The following is a 19,614-nucleotide window of genomic DNA, read 5'->3' on the forward strand; positions in this document are numbered from 1 at the left end:
GCTGGATCAGTCATGAGGGTTCCCGACTTCTGGGCCGAGGCCCGCAAATTGCATCGCGCCGAGGGCCGGCAGATCACCGTTCGGCGCCTGGGTTGGTCCGAGACCAGCGAGGCCGATGCCGCGCAGATGGCCGAGCAGCGCGCCCATGAGGCGCTCAGGCGCATCCTGGCCGGCGAGAAGCTGGAGCGCCTGGAGCCCAAGGTCGCCTACAACGGCGCGGAGGGCGTGCCCATACGCGAGGAGGTGTTGGCCAGGCATGGCGAGGACGTCATCACCCGCAATGCCTACGGCGCGCACTGCCTGAACAGCCCCCACACCTTGTTTGCCGACATCGACTTCGCGCCGCAACGCAGCCTGCGCTGGGGCATTGCCAGCTTCCTGGTGCTGACTTTGCTGTCCGCCCTGGCCGCCGTGATCTTCCGTCGCGCCGGTCTGTTTGTCTTGCTGCTATTGCCGGCCATGCTGCTGGCCGCCCCCTTGCGCAACTGGTTGCAGGACGGCTGGACGCGGCTGCGTGGCGGCCCCGAAGGCATGGCCCGAGCGCGCATCCAGCGCTTTCTGGCCGGCCGGCCGAGCTGGAGCTTGCGCCTCTACCGCACGCCGGCCGGCCTGCGCCTCTTGGCGACGCACCAGACCTTTGAGGCCGACTCCGCCGAGGCGCAAGACTTCTTCACCGCCGTGGGCACCGACCCGCTGTATGCCCGCATGTGCCGCAGGCAACGCTGCTTCCGGGCCCGCCTGACGGCCAAGCCCTGGCGAGCCGGCATCGCCGCCCATATGCGGCCCCGCCCCGGCGTCTGGCCCGTCAGCCCCGAGCGCAGGCATCTTCGTGCTGCTTGGGTTGCCCGTTATGAACAAGCCGCCGCCGAGTTCGCTGCTTGCCACTACGTCGAGACTTTGGGTGGGGGTGGTGTCGACCCCAGAGTCTGGGTGACCGTGGAACTGCACGACCATCAGTCGCGAGCTCTGAGAAATGGCTTGGCACTAGCTTGAGGTAGCGGTGTATTGGGCGAGCGCATGTAGCCCCTTGCTCGATACCAAGCGGGGGGCGGTTCATCCCCCACGCCCGTGGGGAACACGTGCCAAGCATCTTGTCGGTCGGGCCGGTGGCCGGTTCATCCCCACGCCCGTGGGGAACACTCCGCAGAAGTCTGGCCCGAAAACTGGCCCGTCGGTTCATCCCCACGCCCGTGGGGAACACGGCAGGGGTTGTGGTGGCAGCGATCTGCGCGACCGGTTCATCCCCACGCCCGTGGGGAACACTTGTTGGCGCCGGCAGATGCGGGCGGCTGGCACGGTTCATCCCCACGCCCGTGGGGAACACCGCTCCTCCGTCATCATCGTTGTCGTCATCGTCGGTTCATCCCCACGCCCGTGGGGAACACACCAAGGTGACGTTGCCTTTCTTGCCGCCCAGCGGTTCATCCCCACGCCCGTGGGGAACACTCGGCTCGGGCATGTGACCGTCACGAACAGGGCGGTTCATCCCCACGCCCGTGGGGAACACCTGCTCCAGCATCACTTGGCCACCTCGGGGGCCGGTTCATCCCCACGCCCGTGGGGAACACATGGCGCGGCGCAGGTACTCAAGGGCCCTGGGCGGTTCATCCCCACGCCCGTGGGGAACACGCGGCTGGTGGCCGTTTGGCATGTCTCAAAGCCGGTTCATCCCCACGCCCGTGGGGAACACAGCCCATAGAACATGAATTCCGAGCCGGTGACCGGTTCATCCCCACGCCCGTGGGGAACACATGTGGTTTGACCGCCAGCACCCGGACGTGCTCGGTTCATCCCCACGCCCGTGGGGAACACATGCCATGGCGGGCCACGGCGCTGATCTGCGCCGGTTCATCCCCACGCCCGTGGGGAACACACAAGGCTCAAGCTGGAGCGCCAGCGCCTGGGCGGTTCATCCCCAAGCCCGTGGGGAACACAAGAGCGCCGAAGGCGCCGCCGTGGCCGTCCGCGGTTCATCCCCACGCCCGTGGGGAACACAACTCGAACGCGGTTCAAGACGTTCACCTCAGCGGTTCATCCCCACGCCCATGGGGAACACACCTGCAAGAGCGTCACGGACTCGACCGGCGACGGTTCATCCCCACGCCCGTGGGGAACACAATTCGTCGCATTGGGGTCGGCTCGATAACGTCGGTTCATCCCCACGCCCGTGGGGAACACGAAGGTGCCGCAGTCGAAGTTCTATGTGCTGGACGGTTCATCCCCACGCCCGTGGGGAACACGCACGGCTCGATAGAGGGCGCGGGTTTTGTCCATCGGTTCATCCCCACGCCCGTGGGGAACACCAGGCGCCGAGAGTAGCCAAGCCGTCGCGCTAACGGTTCATCCCCACGCCCGTGGGGAACACGCGATGGCCGCCTGGTCGTCGACCGCACGGTGCGGTTCATCCCCACGCCCGTGGGGAACACGCAAACGTGCCGGCCGCCAGCTGCGCGGCGATCGGTTCATCCCCACGCCCGTGGGGAACACCCCCAGAAGATCGGGAATGCTGGGAAATCATGCGGTTCATCCCCACGCCCGTGGGGAACACACCGGCCACCACGGCGCCTATGGCCTGCGGGTCGGTTCATCCCCACGCCCGTGGGGAACACCTATGGCGCGGGCTCCCTGGCTGGGGCCAAGGCGGTTCATCCCCACGCCCGTGGGGAACACGGCATGGGCGCTGATGAAAGCGATCAGCATGGCGGTTCATCCCCACGCCCGTGGGGAACACTGCGGTGTTCATCACTTCGACGAACACATCCTCGGTTCATCCCCACGCCCGTGGGGAACACGCCATGATCGCGTTGCTGCTGGCCCTGCTGGGCGGTTCATCCCCACGCCCGTGGGGAACACAGGAGATGCTGAGCTCGCTGCTCCATCGTCGTCGGTTCATCCCCACGCCCGTGGGGAACACCGGCGCTCCCAGCGCTCTTGCAGATCCGTCATCGGTTCATCCCCACGCCCGTGGGGAACACTTGTCTTCGATCGCGCTCAACACGGTGCCCAGCGGTTCATCCCCACGCCCGTGGGGAACACGGGGCATCACAGATTGCGCGGCAGATCCAGCACGGTTCATCCCCACGCCCGTGGGGAACACCATCATCGTCTGACTGCATCAGCTCAGACAGACGGTTCATCCCCACGCCCGTGGGGAACACGGGTCATGCATAAAGTTCGTTCGGCATGCCGCCGGTTCATCCCCACGCCCGTGGGGAACACTGCCGACGCCACCAGCGGATGCACATCACCCGCGGTTCATCCCCACGCCCGTGGGGAACACCAGCATTGAGTGCAAGCACTGCGCTGACGCGTCGGTTCATCCCCACGCCCGTGGGGAACACGACTTCAGCACATTAAAAAGTTGGCTTAGTTACGGTTCATCCCCACGCCCGTGGGGAACACCTCGTCGCTCAGCTCACCGGCGTCGGCCAAGGCGGTTCATCCCCACGCCCGTGGGGAACACTCGGTGAAGTACCAGCCGGGGATGAAGCGGCTCGGTTCATCCCCACGCCCGTGGGGAACACTTGAGCAGGCCCCTAAAGAAATCCGCATGGTGCGGTTCATCCCCACGCCCGTGGGGAACACACCATTTCCAACCCGTTGAATTAAAACAGGAATTTCCTCTGCTCTGAATCCACCAAAGGATCGCAGCGATTTCAAGCGAATTTTTAAGGAGCGTCGGGTGGCGGTTCGGGGAGGAAGTTGACCAGCTGCACACCGTCGAAATCACAAGGCATGCGCCGATTTTGACCCAGGGTGAGGAACTCGAAACCCGCCTCTGCCGTGCTTTTCCAGATGAGCACGGCATTGCCGTCTTCCAGGCCATCGGTCACCTGCGACCAAATCTGCTCCCGCACTTTTCGAGAGTAGTTGCCAACGTAGACGCCGGCCCTAACTTCCAAAAGCCATACACCCAGTCGGCCGCGCAAGCGCGGCGGGGCATTTTCAACAACGATGACCAGCATCGCCAAGCCCCTTTGGGTTGGGTAGGGCCGGGGCCACCGCATCAGCGGGCGCTTCCGGTCGAGCGACCTCGCCGGCGGCCAGGATTTCTTCGATGTCCGGGATGATGCGGTCCAGCAGCTTGGTTTGCCGGAACATATCGCGGCAGGCCAGTCGCACCTGGCGCTCGCAGTTGCCCTCGGGCTTGCTGGCTGCAATCTTGAAGGCGACGGGCACGACGGTCTCGAATTTGTAGACATCGGCAATGTCGTACACAAAGGAGAGCGGCTTGCCCGTGTGGATGAAGCCCACGGCCGGCGCGTAGCCGGCGGCGAGCACGGCTGCCTCGGTCACCCCGTACAGGCAGGAGGTGGCGGCTGAAAGGCAGCGGTTGGCCAGGTCGGCGCCGTCCCAGTCTTGCGCGTCGTAGTCGCGGCCCCTCCAATCAACCCCGAACTGCTTGGCGAGTAACTGGTAGGTGCGACGCACACGGGCACCTTCGATGCCACGCAACTGCTCGACGCTGCGGCGCTCGGGCGGGTCTTCGCCAAAGCGCAGGGCGTACATCTTGCGAACGACCTTGAGGCGCAGGCCCTCGTCCAGGGCGAGCTTGGCCTGGTAGAGCAGGCGGTCCGAGCGGGCGCCGCCGGGCTGGCCCGATGCGTACAGCCTGACGCCTGCCTCCCCCACCCAGACCAGCAAGGTGCCGACCCGCGCGGCCAGGGCCGCAGCACGGTGTGAGAGCCGCGTGCCCGGCTCCAGCATGATGCAAGCGATGCCACCCACCGGGATCTGCGTGCGTACCCCGGTCACGTCCAACACCACAAACGACCCGTCGATCACGTCGATCTCACCGCGCTCGACGAACACGACCGAGATGCGCTCCTTGATGGGCAGGGGTTTGAGGGGCGGCAACAGGGTCATGGGCAGCGTGCCAGACTCAGCAGGCCACAGCCAAAGGCCTTGCCGGGTCCGATGCCGGCGGCCATAGCCTGGGCCAGCACAGGGGCATCGTTGACCGTCAACACACCCTCGTACAGCACCCGTAAAAGGCTGACGCGCTGCCCGGCCTTGTGCCCGCGCAAGGTGTCGCTGCCGCTGACCAGGGCTGCATCGACGGCAAAGCCCAGGCGTTGCGCTTGCCGTTGCAGCCAGGCTAACTGATCCTCTTCGCCGACCAGGCCATGGCGTTTCCCCAGGCGCGTCACCGTGGGGTTGGCAGCAAGGCGGAAACGGTAGCGTGCACCGGCCTGCAGCAAGGCGTCTGGCTCGAAGGTCTTGGTGGACGGTGCCTCGCCATTGAGCAGATAGCCTGGCAGGGCGTCGAGGTAGGCCCAATCTCCGGCCGCAGCCGATTGCAGCAGCAGCACAGGCTGATCCCATGCACGACCAGGCTCCAGCCGCCACAGAAAGCGCGGCGGGGCCGCGCGCTCGTCCTGCACAAAGGCGCGTACCAGGGTGCGATGCATATCGTAGGGATCGGCCAGGTCGCGCCTTGCTTGGGCGCTGCGCGGGTCAAGCCGCAGCTGGGTCAGAAACATGCTGGCCTCCTGTGAAGAACTCGGTGCTGACGAAGCGCGGCCCGAAACGCCGCTGCGCATAGGGCGCCACAGGCTGATCCAGGCGGATTGCGCCATGCTTGGGATGTTCCAGAACCAGGCGCATGCGCGTGTCGGGCCGTGGGTGGTGCGCGGAGTCGTAGCCCTGCAATGCCGCTTGCAATGGCTGGGCCACCAGGCCGTCGGGCAAATGCACCTGACCGGAGGGCGCAAAGCTCTTGCGCCCCAGGGCCAAGGGCCAGACAGGTTGGCGCAGCGCCTGCTGAAGCTGGCGCAGCAGCGGCTCATCGCTGCCTTCCAGCCCCACCAGGAAGCAGGCGTCGGCCAGGTAGTAGCGCGGGCTCACCACGGTGCGCTCCAGATCGGCCTTGCCGGTAGCGGCCAGCACACCGGTGGCGGTTTGGTAGTCCCGCATCGGCACTCCCTCGCGGTCCACTCGCACGCCCATGCGCAGCGCGGCCAGATCGGCGACCGGCTCGCTGCGGTCGCGCCCCAGCGCCGCGCACAGCAGCCCGATCACGCCGGACTTGGAGGGCTCCAGCTGGGTGTCTCGCTCGTCGAAGCGGCTGCTCGTGCCCCAGGATTGCAAGGGCCCTTGCAGGCGCAGCAATAGCGTGGCCATGCTCAAGCCTCCGCTGGCAAGACCTGCGCAGCCAGGGCCTGGGCGGACTCGGCCAGTGCCTGCAGGCTGGGCTGAGCGGCACCTTTGCCCGCTGGCCATTGGCTCGACAGATCCAGCGTCAGCCACTGATCCTGCGCGGCCGCGTAGACGGCGGCCAGCTTGCTTTCGTAGGCCGCCAGCTCGCGCACCGACTGAGCGCTGAGCGCTTCATCGCGGCGCGCTGTCACAGGCTGTTCAAAGGCATTGGCCAGATTCATGGGTGCGGCATGGCGCAGGCAGACGCCGACGAACTCCGGCAGGTTGTGGGCGGCAAAGCTGTTCTGCTTGCCGCTGGGCACCGCCCGGGCCAGGGCCAGCGTGAAGGCCTGCACTGCCGCCAGCGTCAATTCCCGGTCGCCTTGAAGGTTGCCGAGCAGCTTGCGCAGATCGAGCACGGCATAACGGTAAAAAGTAGCGGAGTTGAATTCCACCTGACCTATCATGTCGGCGCCGGTTTCGCCCACATTCCTCTTGTCGTCCACGGCGGTGAAGTAGTCAAACTCTCGTTCCACGCGGTGCGTGCTGATGGCATGGGCGACCTGGCAGGCTGCGACTTGATTCGCGGAGGGGTGATCGGCCAGCATGCGGCCGAACAGGGCCACATCGACGGCCTTGCTTCTTGCAAGACAAGCTTTCAGATCATTGCGTAGGCTATCCGGTACATCCGATACCTTTAGCTTCTTCTTGGAGGCCAGATCCACCAGGGTTTTCGCGTGTTCCTGAATGAGTATTTTTACTGCTTCGACTTCAACTGCTGAAATGAACAGCAGGTATGACAGTGTGGGTTCGGACTTGTCTTCTGTGTCGTTTTCTTCTTTTTCCGCTTTGCCTTTCTCCTTTTTCGATTTCAGCGCAAGCTTGACAATTTCGTTGAAACGATTGGGCTCTTGCAGACCTGCAGTGCGGAGCTCGTCTTCCAATACTCGGTCAAGGTGGCAAGTCCGTAAGCCGAGCAAGTCAGCACCCACTAGATTGGTTGTACGAAAGTAATCTCGTACAGCCCGTTTCCAGCATTGACTGCTTTGGCGCGCGCGCCGCTGTCCGCCAAACAATGCGTCCTTGGGTGCACCGTTATGGTCCCGGTTTAGGTTGGAGGGGGCGAAGTTTTGGATTAGATGAAATTCGAGGAACAAGCTCATGGTGGGTCTCCCGGTTTGATCAGTCGGTGGTCGTATTGCTTGGGCTGGCCGTACGGGCCAGACTGTCGTCTGCGGCAGAGGACGCGCGGTAGAAGTCGCGCGCCCACTGGCGCTTGAGTCGGTCGCGCCACTCGGGGGCGGCGCGCTCGTCCAGTGCGGTGCAGAGGTCTTTGAGCAGCAGCGCGTGGTCAAAGCCCCGCCCTTCAGTGGCCAGCAGACTCACGGCCTGACACAGGTGGTTCATCACGCTCTCAGCGTCGGCCTCCAGCAGGGCCAGAAAGCGCAGCTCCAGGCTGGGCCGCTGTTTGCTGGCAAACAAATGCCCCAGGGCGGCTGCCAGGCTGTGGCTGTGCCTCACTGGGTGCATGGCGAACAAGCCTGCGATGGCATAACGGGCCAATCGCCTGGCATCGAGGGCATGCCAGTCGCGGCCGACAAAGCGCTCCACATAGGGATAGGCCTTGGGGTAGTCGCCCGGCGCAAAGGCCAGGCTGTGGCGCAGCGTTGCGATGGCGCCGCGGTCCTGGTTTTGCAGCTGCTGCAGATGGTGGATAAAGGGACTGTCTTCTTCCGTGCTCATATCAAGCTCCCTGGGGTGTTGTTTCGGTCGTAGAAGCGAAGGCGGCAGGCAATAGCTTGCGCAGCAGGCTGTGCAGGCGCGGCCCCAGGCGTGCCTCGGCTTGCAGCACGCGTGCTGACAGGCCGAGCATCGCCAGCTGGCGATCCCAGGCTTGGCGTGCGGCATCGGCCAGGCTGCGGTGCCACAGCGTGTCGGCCGCCTCGGCTTCGTCTTGGGCAATCAGTGCCATCAGCGCCCACAGCTCGCGCTCGGCGGCGGCGAAAAATGTTGTCGATAAGGGGCCTGCATCGACCAATGCGCGGGCGCGGTTGCGGGTGTCCTTGCTGCCGGGGTCGGGCAAGGTGGCGGCCGTCAGATCGGCGGCCAGGTTGCGCAACTGTTTGTGCGATTCTTCGGCCAAAGCAATCTGGGTATGCAGTTCACGCGCCCGCTCGGGGTCGGTCAGCAGGGCTGGGGGCAGTGTGAACTGCTCCAGTCGCCACCGCAGCAGCTTGGCCTGGTCGCTGGCCAACCCCGCCGCCAACAGTGGCTGATGGGCGTGTTCGTCGGCCATCATGCGGCGCAGGCTGGCCGCCCAGTCCACCGTGGGGGCGGCTTGGTAGCCTTTGAGCTTGTCGCTTTGAGGCGCAGGCACCAGGGCGGGCAGATCACGCCAGAATGCCCGGCCTTCGTCGAAGCTCACCCTCGCCAAGCCTTTGGTTCCCGCGCGGTAGTAGGCCATAGGGTCCGGTTGCTGCGGGTCTTCACCTAGTGCCCAGCCAGCTGCAAAGTGCAACCAGCGTACAAGACCATCTGTTTCATGCGTTAGCAGCACGGCCCGGCTTTGCCGTGTGTAGCGGTCGTTGGGGCCACTAGCCAGCACCGGGGCGCCGCGCAGATTGGAGAGGTTTAGTGCCGGCCGCTCCCAGGCCGGCAAATCTTCTTGGGTTCGACTTGGCAACGGGGCAGGATGCAGTGCAAGACACAAGGTTTTGGATAGAGTTTCGCCAACTGGCAACGCAGCGGCGGAATTGGTTAGGGAGCCTGCTTTCTCGGACTTTTTCAATTTCTTGCCAGGGAAGAACCCCCCGGGGACAAATGTGAAGTACCCCAGAAGCGCCTTGACTGCTGCAGAAGGATCCCATGGCTTGTGGCTGTAGACCTCCTGGTTAAACATCTCGGTGCCATAGAACAGTTCCAGCGACAGGGTGGGAGCAGGAAATAACGTCGCTGTTTCTTTGCATGTTGCAAGCACTGCCACTTGCATGAAGGGATGCTCGTCATGGAACAACCAGAAGCGTTCCCGCCAGGTCTCCAGATAGGCGCAGAGCGCGTCCACCGGCAGGCCCTGGCGATACCAGTTGGCGCGCTGGGCGTCTTTCCATGTGCCCATGGAGGCCGTCAAGGCCCGGTGGACGATGGCCAGCAGCAGCCGGTACTCGGCCACCAGGCTGGGCGGTGAAGTCTCGGCCAGGGCGGTGATTTCGGCACTGCGGCGCAGGGCTTGCAGCAGGCCCATGGCTTGCACTGTCCCGTCTGGCAGCCGGACTGGCAGCCAGGGCTCGTCAAGCAAGTTGTAGCTTGGATTCATGTCGCTCCTTCCTGAGTTTTGTTGTGCTCGGTTTCTTTGAATACCAGGCCCAGTTCAGGGCTGAGGCTCAGGTTCAGGCCCGGGTCTACGGCCTGGCCTTGCACCAGGCGCAGCACATAGGCATGGCGCAAAAGGGCGTGGCTGGCAAAAGCTACCGGCACGCCCTGGGCCTGGCAGCGCTTCACCACGCCTTTGCGGCTGAGCTTGATCTGGCGGTTGTAGAGGGCCCGGGCGGTGCTGGCATCTACGGCTTGCTCGGGGTCAAAGCCCTTGTCCCCCTCACGCACATGCCAGCGCCCTGTGGCGCCGACGATCACCGGGATCAGGGTGATGGATTCCGGCCCCAGGCGCGTGGTGTTGCTCAGGCCCAGGCCGCTCTCGTCTTCTTCGTGACCGCGAGGCTTGCCGTCGTAAACAAGATGGGCCTCGGCCGCTGGGTCCAGCGCGATATTGCAGGCCTGCTGGCGCTCGGTTCGGGTCTCGGCCAGGTAGCTGCCCAACTCTCCGACTTCGATGCGATCGCGGATCTCAATGGCCAGCGCCTCAGGCAAGTCCTGGTTCATGTCGTAGACCGCTTGCACCAGTCGGTCGATGTCCTGGGGCAGTTGCAAGCGGGTTTCCTGGCTCAGCAGGGCCCAGGTACGACCGAGGATATAGGGCTCGTAGACAAAGCCCCAGGCGGTCTTGTTGAGTTCAGGAAACTCGCCGGGCAGCAGGCCTGCGACCCACAGCCTGGCTTCGCGGTGCGCTGCTGGCCTTTGGGCTCGGGTGTGCCTATGCAGGCGGCCGGCGCGCTGCAAGAGCAGATCCACCGGCGCCAGATCGCTCAGCATGAAATCGAAATCGATATCCAGCGACTGCTCGGCCACCTGGGTGGCAACCAAGAGGGCTCGCTCCGGGCGCTGACCCGTTGCACCGAATAGCGACAGCACGCGCGCTTCCAGCACGGCGCGCTCGTCGGCGGGGAAGCGGGCGTGGAAGAGCACGAGCATCGTGCCCTCGTGCAAACCTGCCTGCAAAGCCTGGTACAGCGCCTGGGCCCGTGCCACGGTGTTGACGATGAGGGCGCCGCATCCGCCTTCGGCGATCTGGGCCAGGGCGACGTCGGCCAGATCGGTTATGTCGCTTCCCAGTCCGGTCAGCGTGATAGGTGCCAACGCGCGTGCCGCCACATGGCGACCGCGTACACCCGCATCGTCTGCCAACATCAGGCGCGGATAGGGCAGCTCCGGCGGCGCCTGGTCCAGACCCCAGGCGTCCAGCAACTCGCGGCAGCGAGCACGGGGTAGCGTGGCGCTCATCAAGACCACCGAGCAGCCCAGGACTTTGAGCCAGCGCAACAGGGTGGTGATCAGGCCCAGGGTGTAGGTGTCGTAGGCGTGGACCTCGTCCAGCACCACCACCCGATTGCTCAAGCCCCACATGCGCACGAAATGGTGTTTGACGTTGAGTACCGCGTACAAGGCCTGGTCCACCGTGCCCACGCCATAGGGTGAGAGCAGCGGCCGACGGCGTTGGCCAAACCATTCGCTGGCGGACAAGGTGTCTTCGGGGGAGCGGTTGACGTCCTGCAGGGCCGCCAGGTCTTCGTTCATTGCGGCCCCGCCATGTACCAACTGGATGTCGGTCTGATCGGTTGCGAAGGCGCGCAAAAAGGTTTCGGCACGCTTGAACAAGGCGTTACCAGTGGCCTGGGTGGGCAGCGCCACATAGAGCCCACGGTGTTGGTTGGCGGCTTGCAGCCGCAGATGGGCCAGGAAGGCCAGCTCGGTCTTGCCCTCGCCCATGGGGGCCTCGACCAGCAGCAAGGCCGGCCCTTGTGCGCCTAGCAACAGCTCGTCACCGGCACGCTGCAGCGCCCTTGCCTGCAAACCGGGGCGCTGGACGATGCGGGCCAGCAACTCGTCCACACCTTGTGGCTGAGTGAGCAGAGGCCGGTAAGCCCGCCAGCCGATATGGCCGAGCGCCTGATGGGCCAGCACTTTCGCGCCTTGGTAGTAAGCCTGCAACTCATCGCAGCGCTCGCCCAAGGGGAACCATGCCGGGTTGGAGGCAATCCAATCCGCCACGCTGGTTAGGCCGGCCAGCCAGTTCACCTGGGGCAGACTCAGCTCCGCAACGCTGGGCCGACCTTGGGGCGCGAGAACTGCCCAATAGACCTCAAGCAATTGCGCGCGGGTCTCGCCCCATGGCTCGCCCTCACGCAAGGGCTTGCCGAAGCTCAGCTCGCTGGATGTGAAGTGATAGCCATGGTGGGCACTGATGGCCTGCACGGTGTGAACACACCAGGGATGTTCCGCCCCGCTCAGGTTCTGCAGCGGGGGCCCGAGCAGCGCAGCCGTTGCCAAGGAGTGGTTGCTGCATTGAAGCGACCTGGCGTTGAAGGGCAAGCCGGTCGCTTGGTTTGCGGCGTAGCCAGCCGGCCACTTGGCTTGGAAGCCCGGGATGGCCTTTCCGTAGTCATGCAGGCCAGCAAGTGTCGCCACCCAGCGCCCAAGCTGATGCGGGGCCAGGCCAAGGCCTTGGGCGATCTTTGTCGTGCTGGCTTCGGGTTCGAGTTCAAGGATGGACTCGGCCACTGCCGCAACATCCAAGAGATGCGCCAGCAGGCCATGGCCCGCGCCGTTGTCGGCACTCTTGGCCCATAGCACACGTGCGCTTGCAGCCAACGCTGAAAAGCGCAAGCCCATCAGTTGCATCGCAAACCCCTCCCAGAGATTCAATCCGACATCCAAGGTCCCACCCTTTTGTCGGGCTATGGGTATTCTTGGAGGAGTACTGGCTCACCAGGTGAGCCAGTACTTGTAACGAATTGTTTTTAACATGCCTCTGGGTACTGACTCAGGACCTCCGTCATTTAATGACGCTTGGAATGGCGTGTAGGTAATTTTTACCTGTTCGAGACTTAGGGATTCTGCGAGCGAGGTTCAGAAAGAAGCGAGAGGCTTCACCGCCTCCCAAACATCATCCCCCTCGCCAACGCCCTTTTCACCGGCGGCAGCCCCTGCAACGCGGCCAGCGCCAGGCCACGCGCCATGGGCAGGCCGGGCCAGCGCCAGGCGAAGGTTTTGGCGAGGAAGTCGGTGGCGGCAATCGTGCTCCAGCGGTCGGGGGCGCGGCTCCATTCGACCCGCCTCAGGGCCGCTTGGATGCGGGCGGCCTTGCTGCCTTCGCTGCTGCGGCGCAGCGCATCGACCAGGGCGTAGGCATCGCGCAGGCCCAGGTTCAAGCCCTGGCCGGCCACCGGGTGCAGGGTTTGAGCGGCATTGCCGATGCGCACGGTGCAGCCGTCCACCAGCGTGCGTTCGGCGTTCAGGCCCAGGGCAAAGCATTTGAGCGGGCTGATGGCTTGCAGCGGGCCCACGGCCGCGGGCAGCAGGTTCTGGATCACCAGCAGGCGTTGCGCGTCCGTCAGGCCGGCCACATCGTCTTCGGCTTGCGGTACGCACCAGACCAGGGCCGCGAGCCGCTGCAATTTGCCGTTAGCGTCTGGCCTTGGGCGCAGGGGCAGCAGGGCCAGCGGGCCGTTGCGGGTGAAGCGCTCGTAGGCCACGCCGGCGGGGCTGTCGTCGGCCAGCGTGAGGGTGCCGACCCAGGCGTTCTGCTGGTAGTCCTGCGTCAAGGCCTTGCGGGCCTGATCCGAGAAGACGCCGCCTTCGGCCACCACGGCGAGGTCAAAGCGCTCAGCGATGCCGGCGTCGACCTCCACCCCTGTTGCGCCTGCTTCGCCCAGCGCCTTGATGGCTTGTACCGGCGCGCCGAAGCGCGGGCTCAGGCGCTGCGGCTCGGCCGCCACGCGGGCCTGCCAAGCGGCTTGCAGCGGCGCGACGAGCTGGCCGTAGCTGAGCACGGCGCCCAGCTGGGGCACGCCTTGCTCGGCCGCGCTGATGCGCACCTCGGGCTCCTGGCTGGCGCCGAAGATGGGGTGCTGCAAGGTGGGCGGGGCCTGGCTGACGCTCACCTGCTGAATCGGCTGAGCCAGGCTGGCATCCCAGACGCCCAGGCGCTGCAGCAGCTGCACGCTGCCCAGTGAGAGCGCCAGGGTGCGCGGGTCGCCGGAGACATCGCGCTCCAGCGGGCGGGCATCGAAGAGGCTGATGCGTGCCTGCGGCAGGTACTGGGCGGCCAGCAAGGCCAGGGTGAGGCCGGCGGGGCCGGCGCCGACGACGGCCAGATTCAGCTCGGCGGCATTGGCCTCGGTGTCGTGCAGGGTGAACATGGGCGGGCGGTGAAAAGGCGACAGCAAGGGAATGCAGGCCCGGGTGCGCCGAGCCTGCTTGCCTTCACTATAGCGGCCAGCCTTGTTCAGGGCGTGCAGCTGCCCCAGCTCCTGCCGTCCTTGGAGCACTCTTTGATGGCCGTGCCGTCGGCCTGGGTGCTGGTGCGGATCCAGTTGTTGCTGGAGTCTTTTTCAAGCGTGACGCGCAGCTGGCGGTCGTCGGTCGAGCGCTTGTACCAGCTGTAGGTGTCGAGCTTCACCGCCTCATCGAAGCGGTAGCCGCTGTTGGCGATGCGATCCAGCACGGTGCTGAAGTTGAGCTGCCCGCTCTTGCCCTGCAGGTGGTGCCAGTCCTGCAGCCATTGCTGTTCGGCGTGCTGGGGCTCGAAGCGCAGATTGCTGGTGTAAGACACCCGGCCCTCGCGGTAGTTGACGTAGTACTCGCGCCAGGTGGTGCTGCCGGGTTGAGCGTGGGCCTCACCCATACAGAGCAGGGGGTCGGTCTCGGTTTTCGGATCCTCGTAGTGGACGACGAGCTCGAAGCTGGCGCCGTCTTTTTCTTGCTCGATAGCCTCGTCCAGTACACAGATGTAGTGCTGCTGCGTATCGCCCCAGTTGTAGGCCGTGCGGGTGGTCTTGAGCTTGGCCTGGCCCCAGGGTTTGGTCTCCTGGCTGCGCAAGAGCTGCACCTGCGTGATCTTGCTGAGGTCGGGGTCCAGAGTGACCCGTTCGTTGCTATAGCCCGAGGGGCGCCATACCGATGAATTGCGGTACCAGGTGCCGGGCAGATCGGTGGGGCCGGTACCGCGCCCGCGGTAGACCTCGGCACGCACAAAGGTAGCGTCGGGGTAGAGCGCATGCAGTTTTTGCTTGTGGGCGTAGCCGGCCTTCAGACCTTTGACAATGTCTTGGGCCAGGGTGTAGCTGTGGCTGTCTTTGGCCTGGATGAAGTCGGCATAGATGCGCGCTTCGGACAGGTTATGCCGCTGCACCAAATCGCCCATCACGGTCTTGATCTCATACACCAAGCTCTCGCGCAGCTGCTGGTTTTGCCGCAACTGTTCGCAGCTGCTGAGCTTGCCGTCGGAACTGCTCAGGCGGGTGCGCACCTGGTCCCAGATGGCGGTGGTCAGGGGTGAGATGTGCAGCACCTGGTCGACGCTGATGGGCTGCATCTGCGGGGGCACGGCCATTTGGTAGGCCTCTTTGACCGGGCCGCTGTCTTCGTCTACCGCGCCGACGGGCACATCCACGTAGAGCGTGGCATAGGGCAGGCAGGCTCGCTGCGCTTCGTTCAGTTCAAGTTGATAGGCACCGGCGGTCTTGGAGACGGTGGAGGGTTCGTCCGCGTCCTTGCTGTGGTTGCCGTTGATGTCCAGCCAGACGGTGGCACCGCTGACATAACCGTCAATCACTTTGCCGTTCTGGACGCTCAGCGGCGCGGGCGTGGGTGGCGGCGGTGGAGCCGGCGGCTGGGGTGCGGGCGCTGGGGCAGGGACGGGCGTCGGCACGGGCGCTGGGCTACCGCCGCCGCCACCGCAACCGGCCAGGGCAAGGCCCAGGCTGAGCCAAAGGGAGGTGGCGCGCAGGGCGGGAAAAGGTGTACTTGCCCCTGTGCTCGGGCTTGCTTTGATCGCCTTGCTCATCCTGATCTCCCACCTGTCTTTGTGATGAAAGGGCGGGATTTTAGAAAGCAGGGGGTGAGCAGGCATCGGGGGTTAGCCTGAGCGTTTCAGCGCCGATGCCGCAGTTCAATTGGCCTTGTGCGCCTGGCGCACGGGCGAACGCGGCAGGTGCGAACGCACGGCGCTTGGGGTCTAGTCGCGCCGGTGCCAGCGGAAATGGTGTCACTCGGTTAGGCTTGCGAGCTACCAAGATACAAGAGGAAGCCTCATATGCAATACCGTCGTCTGGGCCGCAGCGGCCTGCAAGTCTCCGAGCTGTCGCTGGGCTCCTGGATCACCTACCACAACCAGGTGGACACCCGGGCCGCCACCGAGATGCTGGCTCAGGCCTTCGATGCCGGGGTGAACTTCTTCGACAACGCCGAGGTCTATGCTAATGGCCAGAGCGAGCTGGTGATGGGCGAGGCCTTCAAGGCCTTGAAGTGGCCGCGCCTGAACTACATCGTCTCCACCAAGTTTTTCTGGGGCCTGGCCAGCGAGGGCAACCGGGTCAACCGCAAGGACACGCTGAATCGCAAATACCTGATGCAGGCGATTGACGGCTCGCTCGCGCGCCTGCAGCTGGACTTCATCGACCTGGTCTACTGCCACCGCCCCGACCCGCACACGCCCATCGAGGAAACCGTGCGTGCGATGAGCGACATGATCAGCCAAGGCAAGGCGCTGTACTGGGGCACCAGCGAATGGTCGGCCGCCGACATCCGCGCCGCCTGGGAGATCGCCGAGCGCCACCACCTGCACAAGCCGGTGATGGAGCAGCCACAGTACAACCTGCTGCACCGCCGCCGTGTCGAGGTCGAATATGCCCGCTTGTATGAAGATTTAGGCCTGGGCCTGACGACCTGGAGCCCGCTGGCCTCGGGCCTGCTGACCGGCAAGTACAAGAGCGGCCAGGCCCCGGCCGGCAGCCGCGGCGCGATGGAAAACATGGCTTTTCTGCGCGAGGGCCTGCTGGACCCGGCGCGCAATGCGGCCGTGGCCCAGCTGGAGGGCATCGCCGCCGAGCTGGGCGGCAATGTGGCTCAGCTGGCGATTGCCTGGGCCAACCGGAACCCGCATGTGTCGACCGTTATCCTCGGCGCCAGCAAGGCCGCGCAGCTGAGCGACAACCTCGGCGCCCTGGCCCTGACGCCCAAGCTGACGCCCGAGCTGCTGGAGCGGATGGACGCCATCACCCAGGGCCTGGCCCGCTGAGGATTCGGGAGGCTGCGATGCAGGCTCATTTCATCCTGTACGTGGCCGACCAGGAGCGCAGCCGCGCCTTCTACGAGGCCGTGCTGGCCGCGCCGCCGCGTCTGCATGTGCCGGGCATGAGCGAGTTCGAGCTGGCCGGTGGTGCCGTGCTTGGCCTGATGCCCGAGCGCGGCATCCACGCGCTGCTGGGCCCCGCGCTGGGTGATCCGGCCCTGGGTCGGGGGCATGCGCGGGCGGAGCTCTACCTGCTGGTGGCGGCAGCCGCGCCCCTGCACGCCCGTGCCTTGCAGGCCGGTGCGCGCGAACTCTCGCCGCTGACCCTGCGTGGCTGGGGACACAGGGCCGCCTATTCCCTGGACCCGGACGGCCATGTGCTGGCCGTGGCCGAGCCGGCCGGCGCCGCTATTCCTTGACGTAAGTCATGGGGGAGCCCAGGCTCTCGGTGCGCAGGCTGCCGGATCCGGTCAGGCGCAGCTCCATGCGCTTGAAACCCGCCGGCACGATGTGGCGCGCATCGTCGATGGCGAAGCCCGCGATGCGGGCCTCGGCGCGCTCGGCGGGCACGTCCAGCCACTGCCATTTGCCGCCCTGGCCCTGGGGGCGCAGGCCGGCGCGCAGCCAGACCTCGGTGGCGGGCATGGCCACCTTGGCGTCGCCGGCGCTGTCGGTGACGGCCGTGGCCGTCTTGCCGGAGCGGGCCTGGAACTGCACCTCCATGCCGGCCGCCGGGCCGATCCCGGGCAGGCCCACGATGGCCACCCAGCTGCCTTCGGCGGCGGGCTTGAGGATGCTCAACTCATCGTCCTCGAAGACGCGGAAAACGGGCGCCTTGCTGGGCCGGCTGCTGAGCAGGGTCAGCGTCTGCCCCTGGCGCGTCCAGCGGCCCTCGGCCTGTTTGTCGACCGCGCCGTAGGACATCATCCAGGCGAAGCTGCCGTCGGCGCGCAGCAGCAGCTCGGAGCCGACCTCGCGCTGGCCTTGCAGATAGTAGTGGCCGGGCAGGTCAGCGGTACGGACCGGGCCCGGGATCTGGGCCTGGCTCTGGCCCAGGGCCAGCAGCAGGGGGATGGTGATGACAGCGAGTCGTAGCGATGTTTTGATTTTCATGCGCCTATCATGACGCAAATTTTCAGCGTTATTCTGGCAGCAGCTCCAGCGCCGAGACGGCGCGGTCGCGGCCCAGGGCCTTGGCCTGGTAGAGCGCGCGGTCGGCCTGGGCCAGCCATTGCGAGGCAAAGGTGCCCGGCGTGGGCGGGCAGCTGCACATGCCGATGCTGACGGTGACGCTGGGGCGCAGGGGCGAGCCCTTGTGCTCGATGGCGGCCGCCGCCAGCAGCTCGCGCAAGCGCGCCGCCACGGCCTGCATGCCGGCCTCGTCGGTCTGAGCCAGCAGGACCACAAACTCCTCGCCGCCGTAGCGGGCCACCAGATCGCCGGGGCGGTTGGCGGCATTGCGCAAGACTTGCGCCACGGTCAGCAAGCAGCTGTCGCCGGCCTGGTGGCCGTAGTGGTCGTTGTAGAGCTTGAAGTAGTCCACATCGATCAGCAGCAGCGCGAGTGACTGGTGGCTGCGCAGGCCGCGCCGCCACTCTTCCTCCAGGCGCTGCATCAGCAGGCGGCGGTTGGCCAGCTCGGTCAGTGAGTCGGTGGTGGACAGGCGCAGCAACTGCTCGTTGACGCGCTGCAGCTCTTGCTCGAACTGCTTGCGGTCGGTCAGGTCCGAGATCACGCCGACGAACAAGCGCTCCTGCTGCTCCGGCACCTCGGTGACGGCCAGCTGCACGGTCAAGGTCATGCCGCTGCGGTGGCGGGCCTGCAGCTCGCGCGGCTGGTTCATCAGCCGCCCGCCCTGGCCGCGCGCAAAGCGCAGCAGGTACTCGTCGTGGGCCAGGCGCTCCTTGTCCAGCATCAGCATGCTGACGTTATGGCCCAGCATCTCGCCGCGGGAATAGCCGAACAGGCGTTCCACCGCCAGATTGCAGCTGAGGATGATGCCGCTGCCGTCGATGGTGATGATGGACACGCCTGCCGTGCCGATGATGGCCTGCAGCTGGGCCTGGCTGGCCTTGAGGGCTTGCTCCTGGTGGACCAGATCGCTGACGTCTTGGTGCACCGTTAGCACAAAGCCCTCGGGCGTGCGCGTCTGCGAGGTCTTGAGCCACAGGCCATCGGGCAGCTGGCTGAGCTGGGTTCGGTCCTGCGAATCGGCCTGCTGGGCCGTGGGGGCCAGGCGCGGGGTGCCGGCTTGCTGCAGGCGGGGTTGCCAGTCGGCCAGGCGCTGGTTGGCCATGACCAGACGCTCGTGCTCGTCGTAGATCTCAATGCCGGCGGGCATGGCGTCGATGGCCCGCTCCAGCAGCTGGCGGTCGTGCTGGGCCTGGGCCTTGGCCTCGGCCAGGGCTTGTTGGGTCAGGATCAGCTCGCTCACATCCAGGCGTATGCCGACGGTAAAGCCCGAGGGCGTGCGGCGCTCGTGGATATGGGTCCAGCGGCCGCCATACTCCTCCACCACCGGTTGCTGCTGATGGCCGCGCCGGGCCAGGCGCTGTTCCAGCCAGCGGGTCTCGTTGCCGATGGCGCCGGGGATGGCACCGTTTTGCAAGGCATGCTCCAGCACCTTGTGCAGGGGCACGCCGGGCACCAGCAAGTCGGCCAGGCTGGGGTATTGCTCGCGCAGGCGCTGGTTGCAGATGACCAGGTGGTCGTGCTTGTCCCAGAGTTCGAAGCCGGCCGGCATGGCCTCGATGGCCTCGGTCAGGATTTGCTGCACCCCTTGCCGGTAGCTCTGGGCGGCGGCCAGCTTGCGCTGCCAGGCATGCCACAGGCCGAGCAGGCACAGGCACAGGCCGGCAAGCAGCAGGACCAGCAGCGGCGCGACAAAAGCCGGCGGCGTTTGCCGCACGGCGCCGGCCTGCCAGCAGGCCAGGCCCAGGGCCGCCAGCCCCAGCGCCGCGGCCAGCCCCAGCCAGCGCGGGACCGCGCGCGAAGCCTGTTTGTGATGAGCAAATACTGCCGCCATGGATGCCCAATCCTGATGATGCGCATCCATTCTGGCCGACTTAGGG

Annotated in this window: 15 protein-coding genes and 1 CRISPR repeat array; of the genes, 3 read left to right on the forward strand and 12 right to left on the reverse strand. The window is 65.8% G+C overall.

The genetic code is table 11. The features are described 5' to 3' along the window. The first annotated feature begins 12 nt into the window (after positions 1 to 12). Positions 13 to 993: a hypothetical protein gene (locus HNP55_RS06920; RefSeq protein WP_184297562.1), complete on the forward strand. Its 981-nt coding sequence runs from the start codon at positions 13 to 15 to the stop codon at positions 991 to 993. A gap of 118 nt (positions 994 to 1,111) precedes the next feature. Then, positions 1,112 to 3,585: direct repeats of the CRISPR family, unit length 29 nt; unit sequence CGGTTCATCCCCACGCCCGTGGGGAACAC. An 83-nt stretch (positions 3,586 to 3,668) separates the two neighbouring features. On the opposite strand, the gene cas2e is transcribed toward HNP55_RS06920, so the two are convergent. The 10 genes from cas2e to HNP55_RS06970 form a co-directional block, all read right to left on the reverse strand. Further along, on the reverse strand, positions 3,669 to 3,965 hold the full coding sequence (gene cas2e, locus HNP55_RS06925) for a type I-E CRISPR-associated endoribonuclease Cas2e (protein ID WP_184297564.1): 297 nt from the start codon (positions 3,963 to 3,965) through the stop codon (positions 3,669 to 3,671). Then, positions 3,946 to 4,866, reverse strand: a complete 921-nt coding sequence (gene cas1e / locus HNP55_RS06930) for a type I-E CRISPR-associated endonuclease Cas1e (RefSeq protein ID WP_221439489.1) — start codon at positions 4,864 to 4,866, stop codon at positions 3,946 to 3,948. Before cas1e ends, cas2e begins: the two co-directional genes overlap by 20 nt. Then, complete coding sequence (gene cas6e, locus HNP55_RS06935) at positions 4,863 to 5,483, reverse strand: type I-E CRISPR-associated protein Cas6/Cse3/CasE (protein WP_184297566.1); 621 nt, start codon at positions 5,481 to 5,483, stop codon at positions 4,863 to 4,865. The genes cas1e and cas6e overlap by 4 nt, the downstream gene beginning before the upstream one ends. Further along, positions 5,458 to 6,123 (reverse strand): type I-E CRISPR-associated protein Cas5/CasD, encoded by a 666-nt coding sequence (gene cas5e, locus HNP55_RS06940; RefSeq protein ID WP_184297568.1) that lies wholly within the window; start codon positions 6,121 to 6,123, stop codon positions 5,458 to 5,460. Before cas5e ends, cas6e begins: the two co-directional genes overlap by 26 nt. Positions 6,124 to 6,125: 2 nt before the next feature. Further along, positions 6,126 to 7,301 carry a type I-E CRISPR-associated protein Cas7/Cse4/CasC gene (cas7e, locus tag HNP55_RS06945; RefSeq protein WP_184297569.1) on the reverse strand — a complete coding sequence of 392 codons (1,176 nt, stop codon included), beginning with the start codon at positions 7,299 to 7,301 and terminating at the stop codon, positions 6,126 to 6,128. Positions 7,302 to 7,320: 19 nt separating this feature from the next. Next, entirely contained in the window at positions 7,321 to 7,881 is a 561-nt protein-coding gene (casB, locus tag HNP55_RS06950) for a type I-E CRISPR-associated protein Cse2/CasB (protein ID WP_184297571.1), read from the reverse strand. Position 7,882: 1 nt separating this feature from the next. Beyond that, the gene (casA, locus tag HNP55_RS06955; RefSeq protein ID WP_184297573.1) at positions 7,883 to 9,451 is read right to left on the reverse strand and encodes a type I-E CRISPR-associated protein Cse1/CasA; all 1,569 of its coding nucleotides are present in this window, start codon (positions 9,449 to 9,451) and stop codon (positions 7,883 to 7,885) included. Then, positions 9,448 to 12,150, reverse strand: coding sequence for a CRISPR-associated helicase Cas3' (cas3, locus tag HNP55_RS06960; protein WP_184297575.1), 2,703 nt, complete (start codon positions 12,148 to 12,150; stop codon positions 9,448 to 9,450). Before cas3 ends, casA begins: the two co-directional genes overlap by 4 nt. Before the next feature lie 248 nt (positions 12,151 to 12,398). After that, positions 12,399 to 13,670 carry a 2-octaprenyl-6-methoxyphenyl hydroxylase gene (locus HNP55_RS06965; RefSeq protein ID WP_184297577.1) on the reverse strand — a complete coding sequence of 424 codons (1,272 nt, stop codon included), beginning with the start codon at positions 13,668 to 13,670 and terminating at the stop codon, positions 12,399 to 12,401. Between the two features lie 86 nt (positions 13,671 to 13,756). Next, positions 13,757 to 15,085, reverse strand: a complete 1,329-nt coding sequence (locus HNP55_RS06970) for a hypothetical protein (RefSeq protein ID WP_221439490.1) — start codon at positions 15,083 to 15,085, stop codon at positions 13,757 to 13,759. 480 nt (positions 15,086 to 15,565) lie between these two features. Between HNP55_RS06970 and HNP55_RS06975 the strand changes: the two genes are divergently transcribed. After that, positions 15,566 to 16,549 carry a potassium channel beta subunit family protein gene (locus HNP55_RS06975; protein ID WP_184297581.1) on the forward strand — a complete coding sequence of 328 codons (984 nt, stop codon included), beginning with the start codon at positions 15,566 to 15,568 and terminating at the stop codon, positions 16,547 to 16,549. A 17-nt stretch (positions 16,550 to 16,566) separates the two neighbouring features. Then, a complete protein-coding gene (locus tag HNP55_RS06980; RefSeq protein ID WP_184297583.1) occupies positions 16,567 to 16,962 on the forward strand; it encodes a VOC family protein in 396 nt (131 codons plus the stop codon). Here the strand turns inward: HNP55_RS06980 and HNP55_RS06985 are convergent. Together HNP55_RS06985 and HNP55_RS06990 are read right to left on the reverse strand one after the other, a co-directional pair. Then, on the reverse strand, positions 16,952 to 17,656 hold the full coding sequence (locus HNP55_RS06985; protein ID WP_184297585.1) for a hypothetical protein: 705 nt from the start codon (positions 17,654 to 17,656) through the stop codon (positions 16,952 to 16,954). The genes HNP55_RS06980 and HNP55_RS06985 overlap by 11 nt on opposite strands. Positions 17,657 to 17,684: 28 nt before the next feature. After that, on the reverse strand, positions 17,685 to 19,568 hold the full coding sequence (locus HNP55_RS06990; RefSeq protein ID WP_184297587.1) for a diguanylate cyclase domain-containing protein: 1,884 nt from the start codon (positions 19,566 to 19,568) through the stop codon (positions 17,685 to 17,687). Positions 19,569 to 19,614 lie beyond the last annotated feature (46 nt).

Source organism: Roseateles oligotrophus, from assembly GCF_014204525.1.
Lineage (GTDB): Bacteria > Pseudomonadota > Gammaproteobacteria > Burkholderiales > Burkholderiaceae_C > Paucibacter_A > Paucibacter_A oligotrophus_A.

Excerpts from the sequence above, each read along its gene's own strand:
- HNP55_RS06920 (WP_184297562.1), top strand. The coding sequence starts at position 13 with ATGAGGGTTCCCGACTTCTGGGCCGAGGCCCGCAAATTGCATCGCGCC.
- cas2e (WP_184297564.1), bottom strand. The coding sequence starts at position 3,965 with ATGCTGGTCATCGTTGTTGAAAATGCCCCGCCGCGCTTGCGCGGCCGA.
- cas1e (WP_221439489.1), bottom strand. The coding sequence starts at position 4,866 with ATGACCCTGTTGCCGCCCCTCAAACCCCTGCCCATCAAGGAGCGCATC.
- cas6e (WP_184297566.1), bottom strand. The coding sequence starts at position 5,483 with ATGTTTCTGACCCAGCTGCGGCTTGACCCGCGCAGCGCCCAAGCAAGG.
- cas5e (WP_184297568.1), bottom strand. The coding sequence starts at position 6,123 with ATGGCCACGCTATTGCTGCGCCTGCAAGGGCCCTTGCAATCCTGGGGC.
- cas7e (WP_184297569.1), bottom strand. The coding sequence starts at position 7,301 with ATGAGCTTGTTCCTCGAATTTCATCTAATCCAAAACTTCGCCCCCTCC.
- casB (WP_184297571.1), bottom strand. The coding sequence starts at position 7,881 with ATGAGCACGGAAGAAGACAGTCCCTTTATCCACCATCTGCAGCAGCTG.
- casA (WP_184297573.1), bottom strand. The coding sequence starts at position 9,451 with ATGAATCCAAGCTACAACTTGCTTGACGAGCCCTGGCTGCCAGTCCGG.
- cas3 (WP_184297575.1), bottom strand. The coding sequence starts at position 12,150 with ATGCAACTGATGGGCTTGCGCTTTTCAGCGTTGGCTGCAAGCGCACGT.
- HNP55_RS06965 (WP_184297577.1), bottom strand. The coding sequence starts at position 13,670 with ATGTTCACCCTGCACGACACCGAGGCCAATGCCGCCGAGCTGAATCTG.
- HNP55_RS06975 (WP_184297581.1), top strand. The coding sequence starts at position 15,566 with ATGCAATACCGTCGTCTGGGCCGCAGCGGCCTGCAAGTCTCCGAGCTG.
- HNP55_RS06980 (WP_184297583.1), top strand. The coding sequence starts at position 16,567 with ATGCAGGCTCATTTCATCCTGTACGTGGCCGACCAGGAGCGCAGCCGC.
- HNP55_RS06985 (WP_184297585.1), bottom strand. The coding sequence starts at position 17,656 with ATGAAAATCAAAACATCGCTACGACTCGCTGTCATCACCATCCCCCTG.
- HNP55_RS06990 (WP_184297587.1), bottom strand. The coding sequence starts at position 19,568 with ATGGCGGCAGTATTTGCTCATCACAAACAGGCTTCGCGCGCGGTCCCG.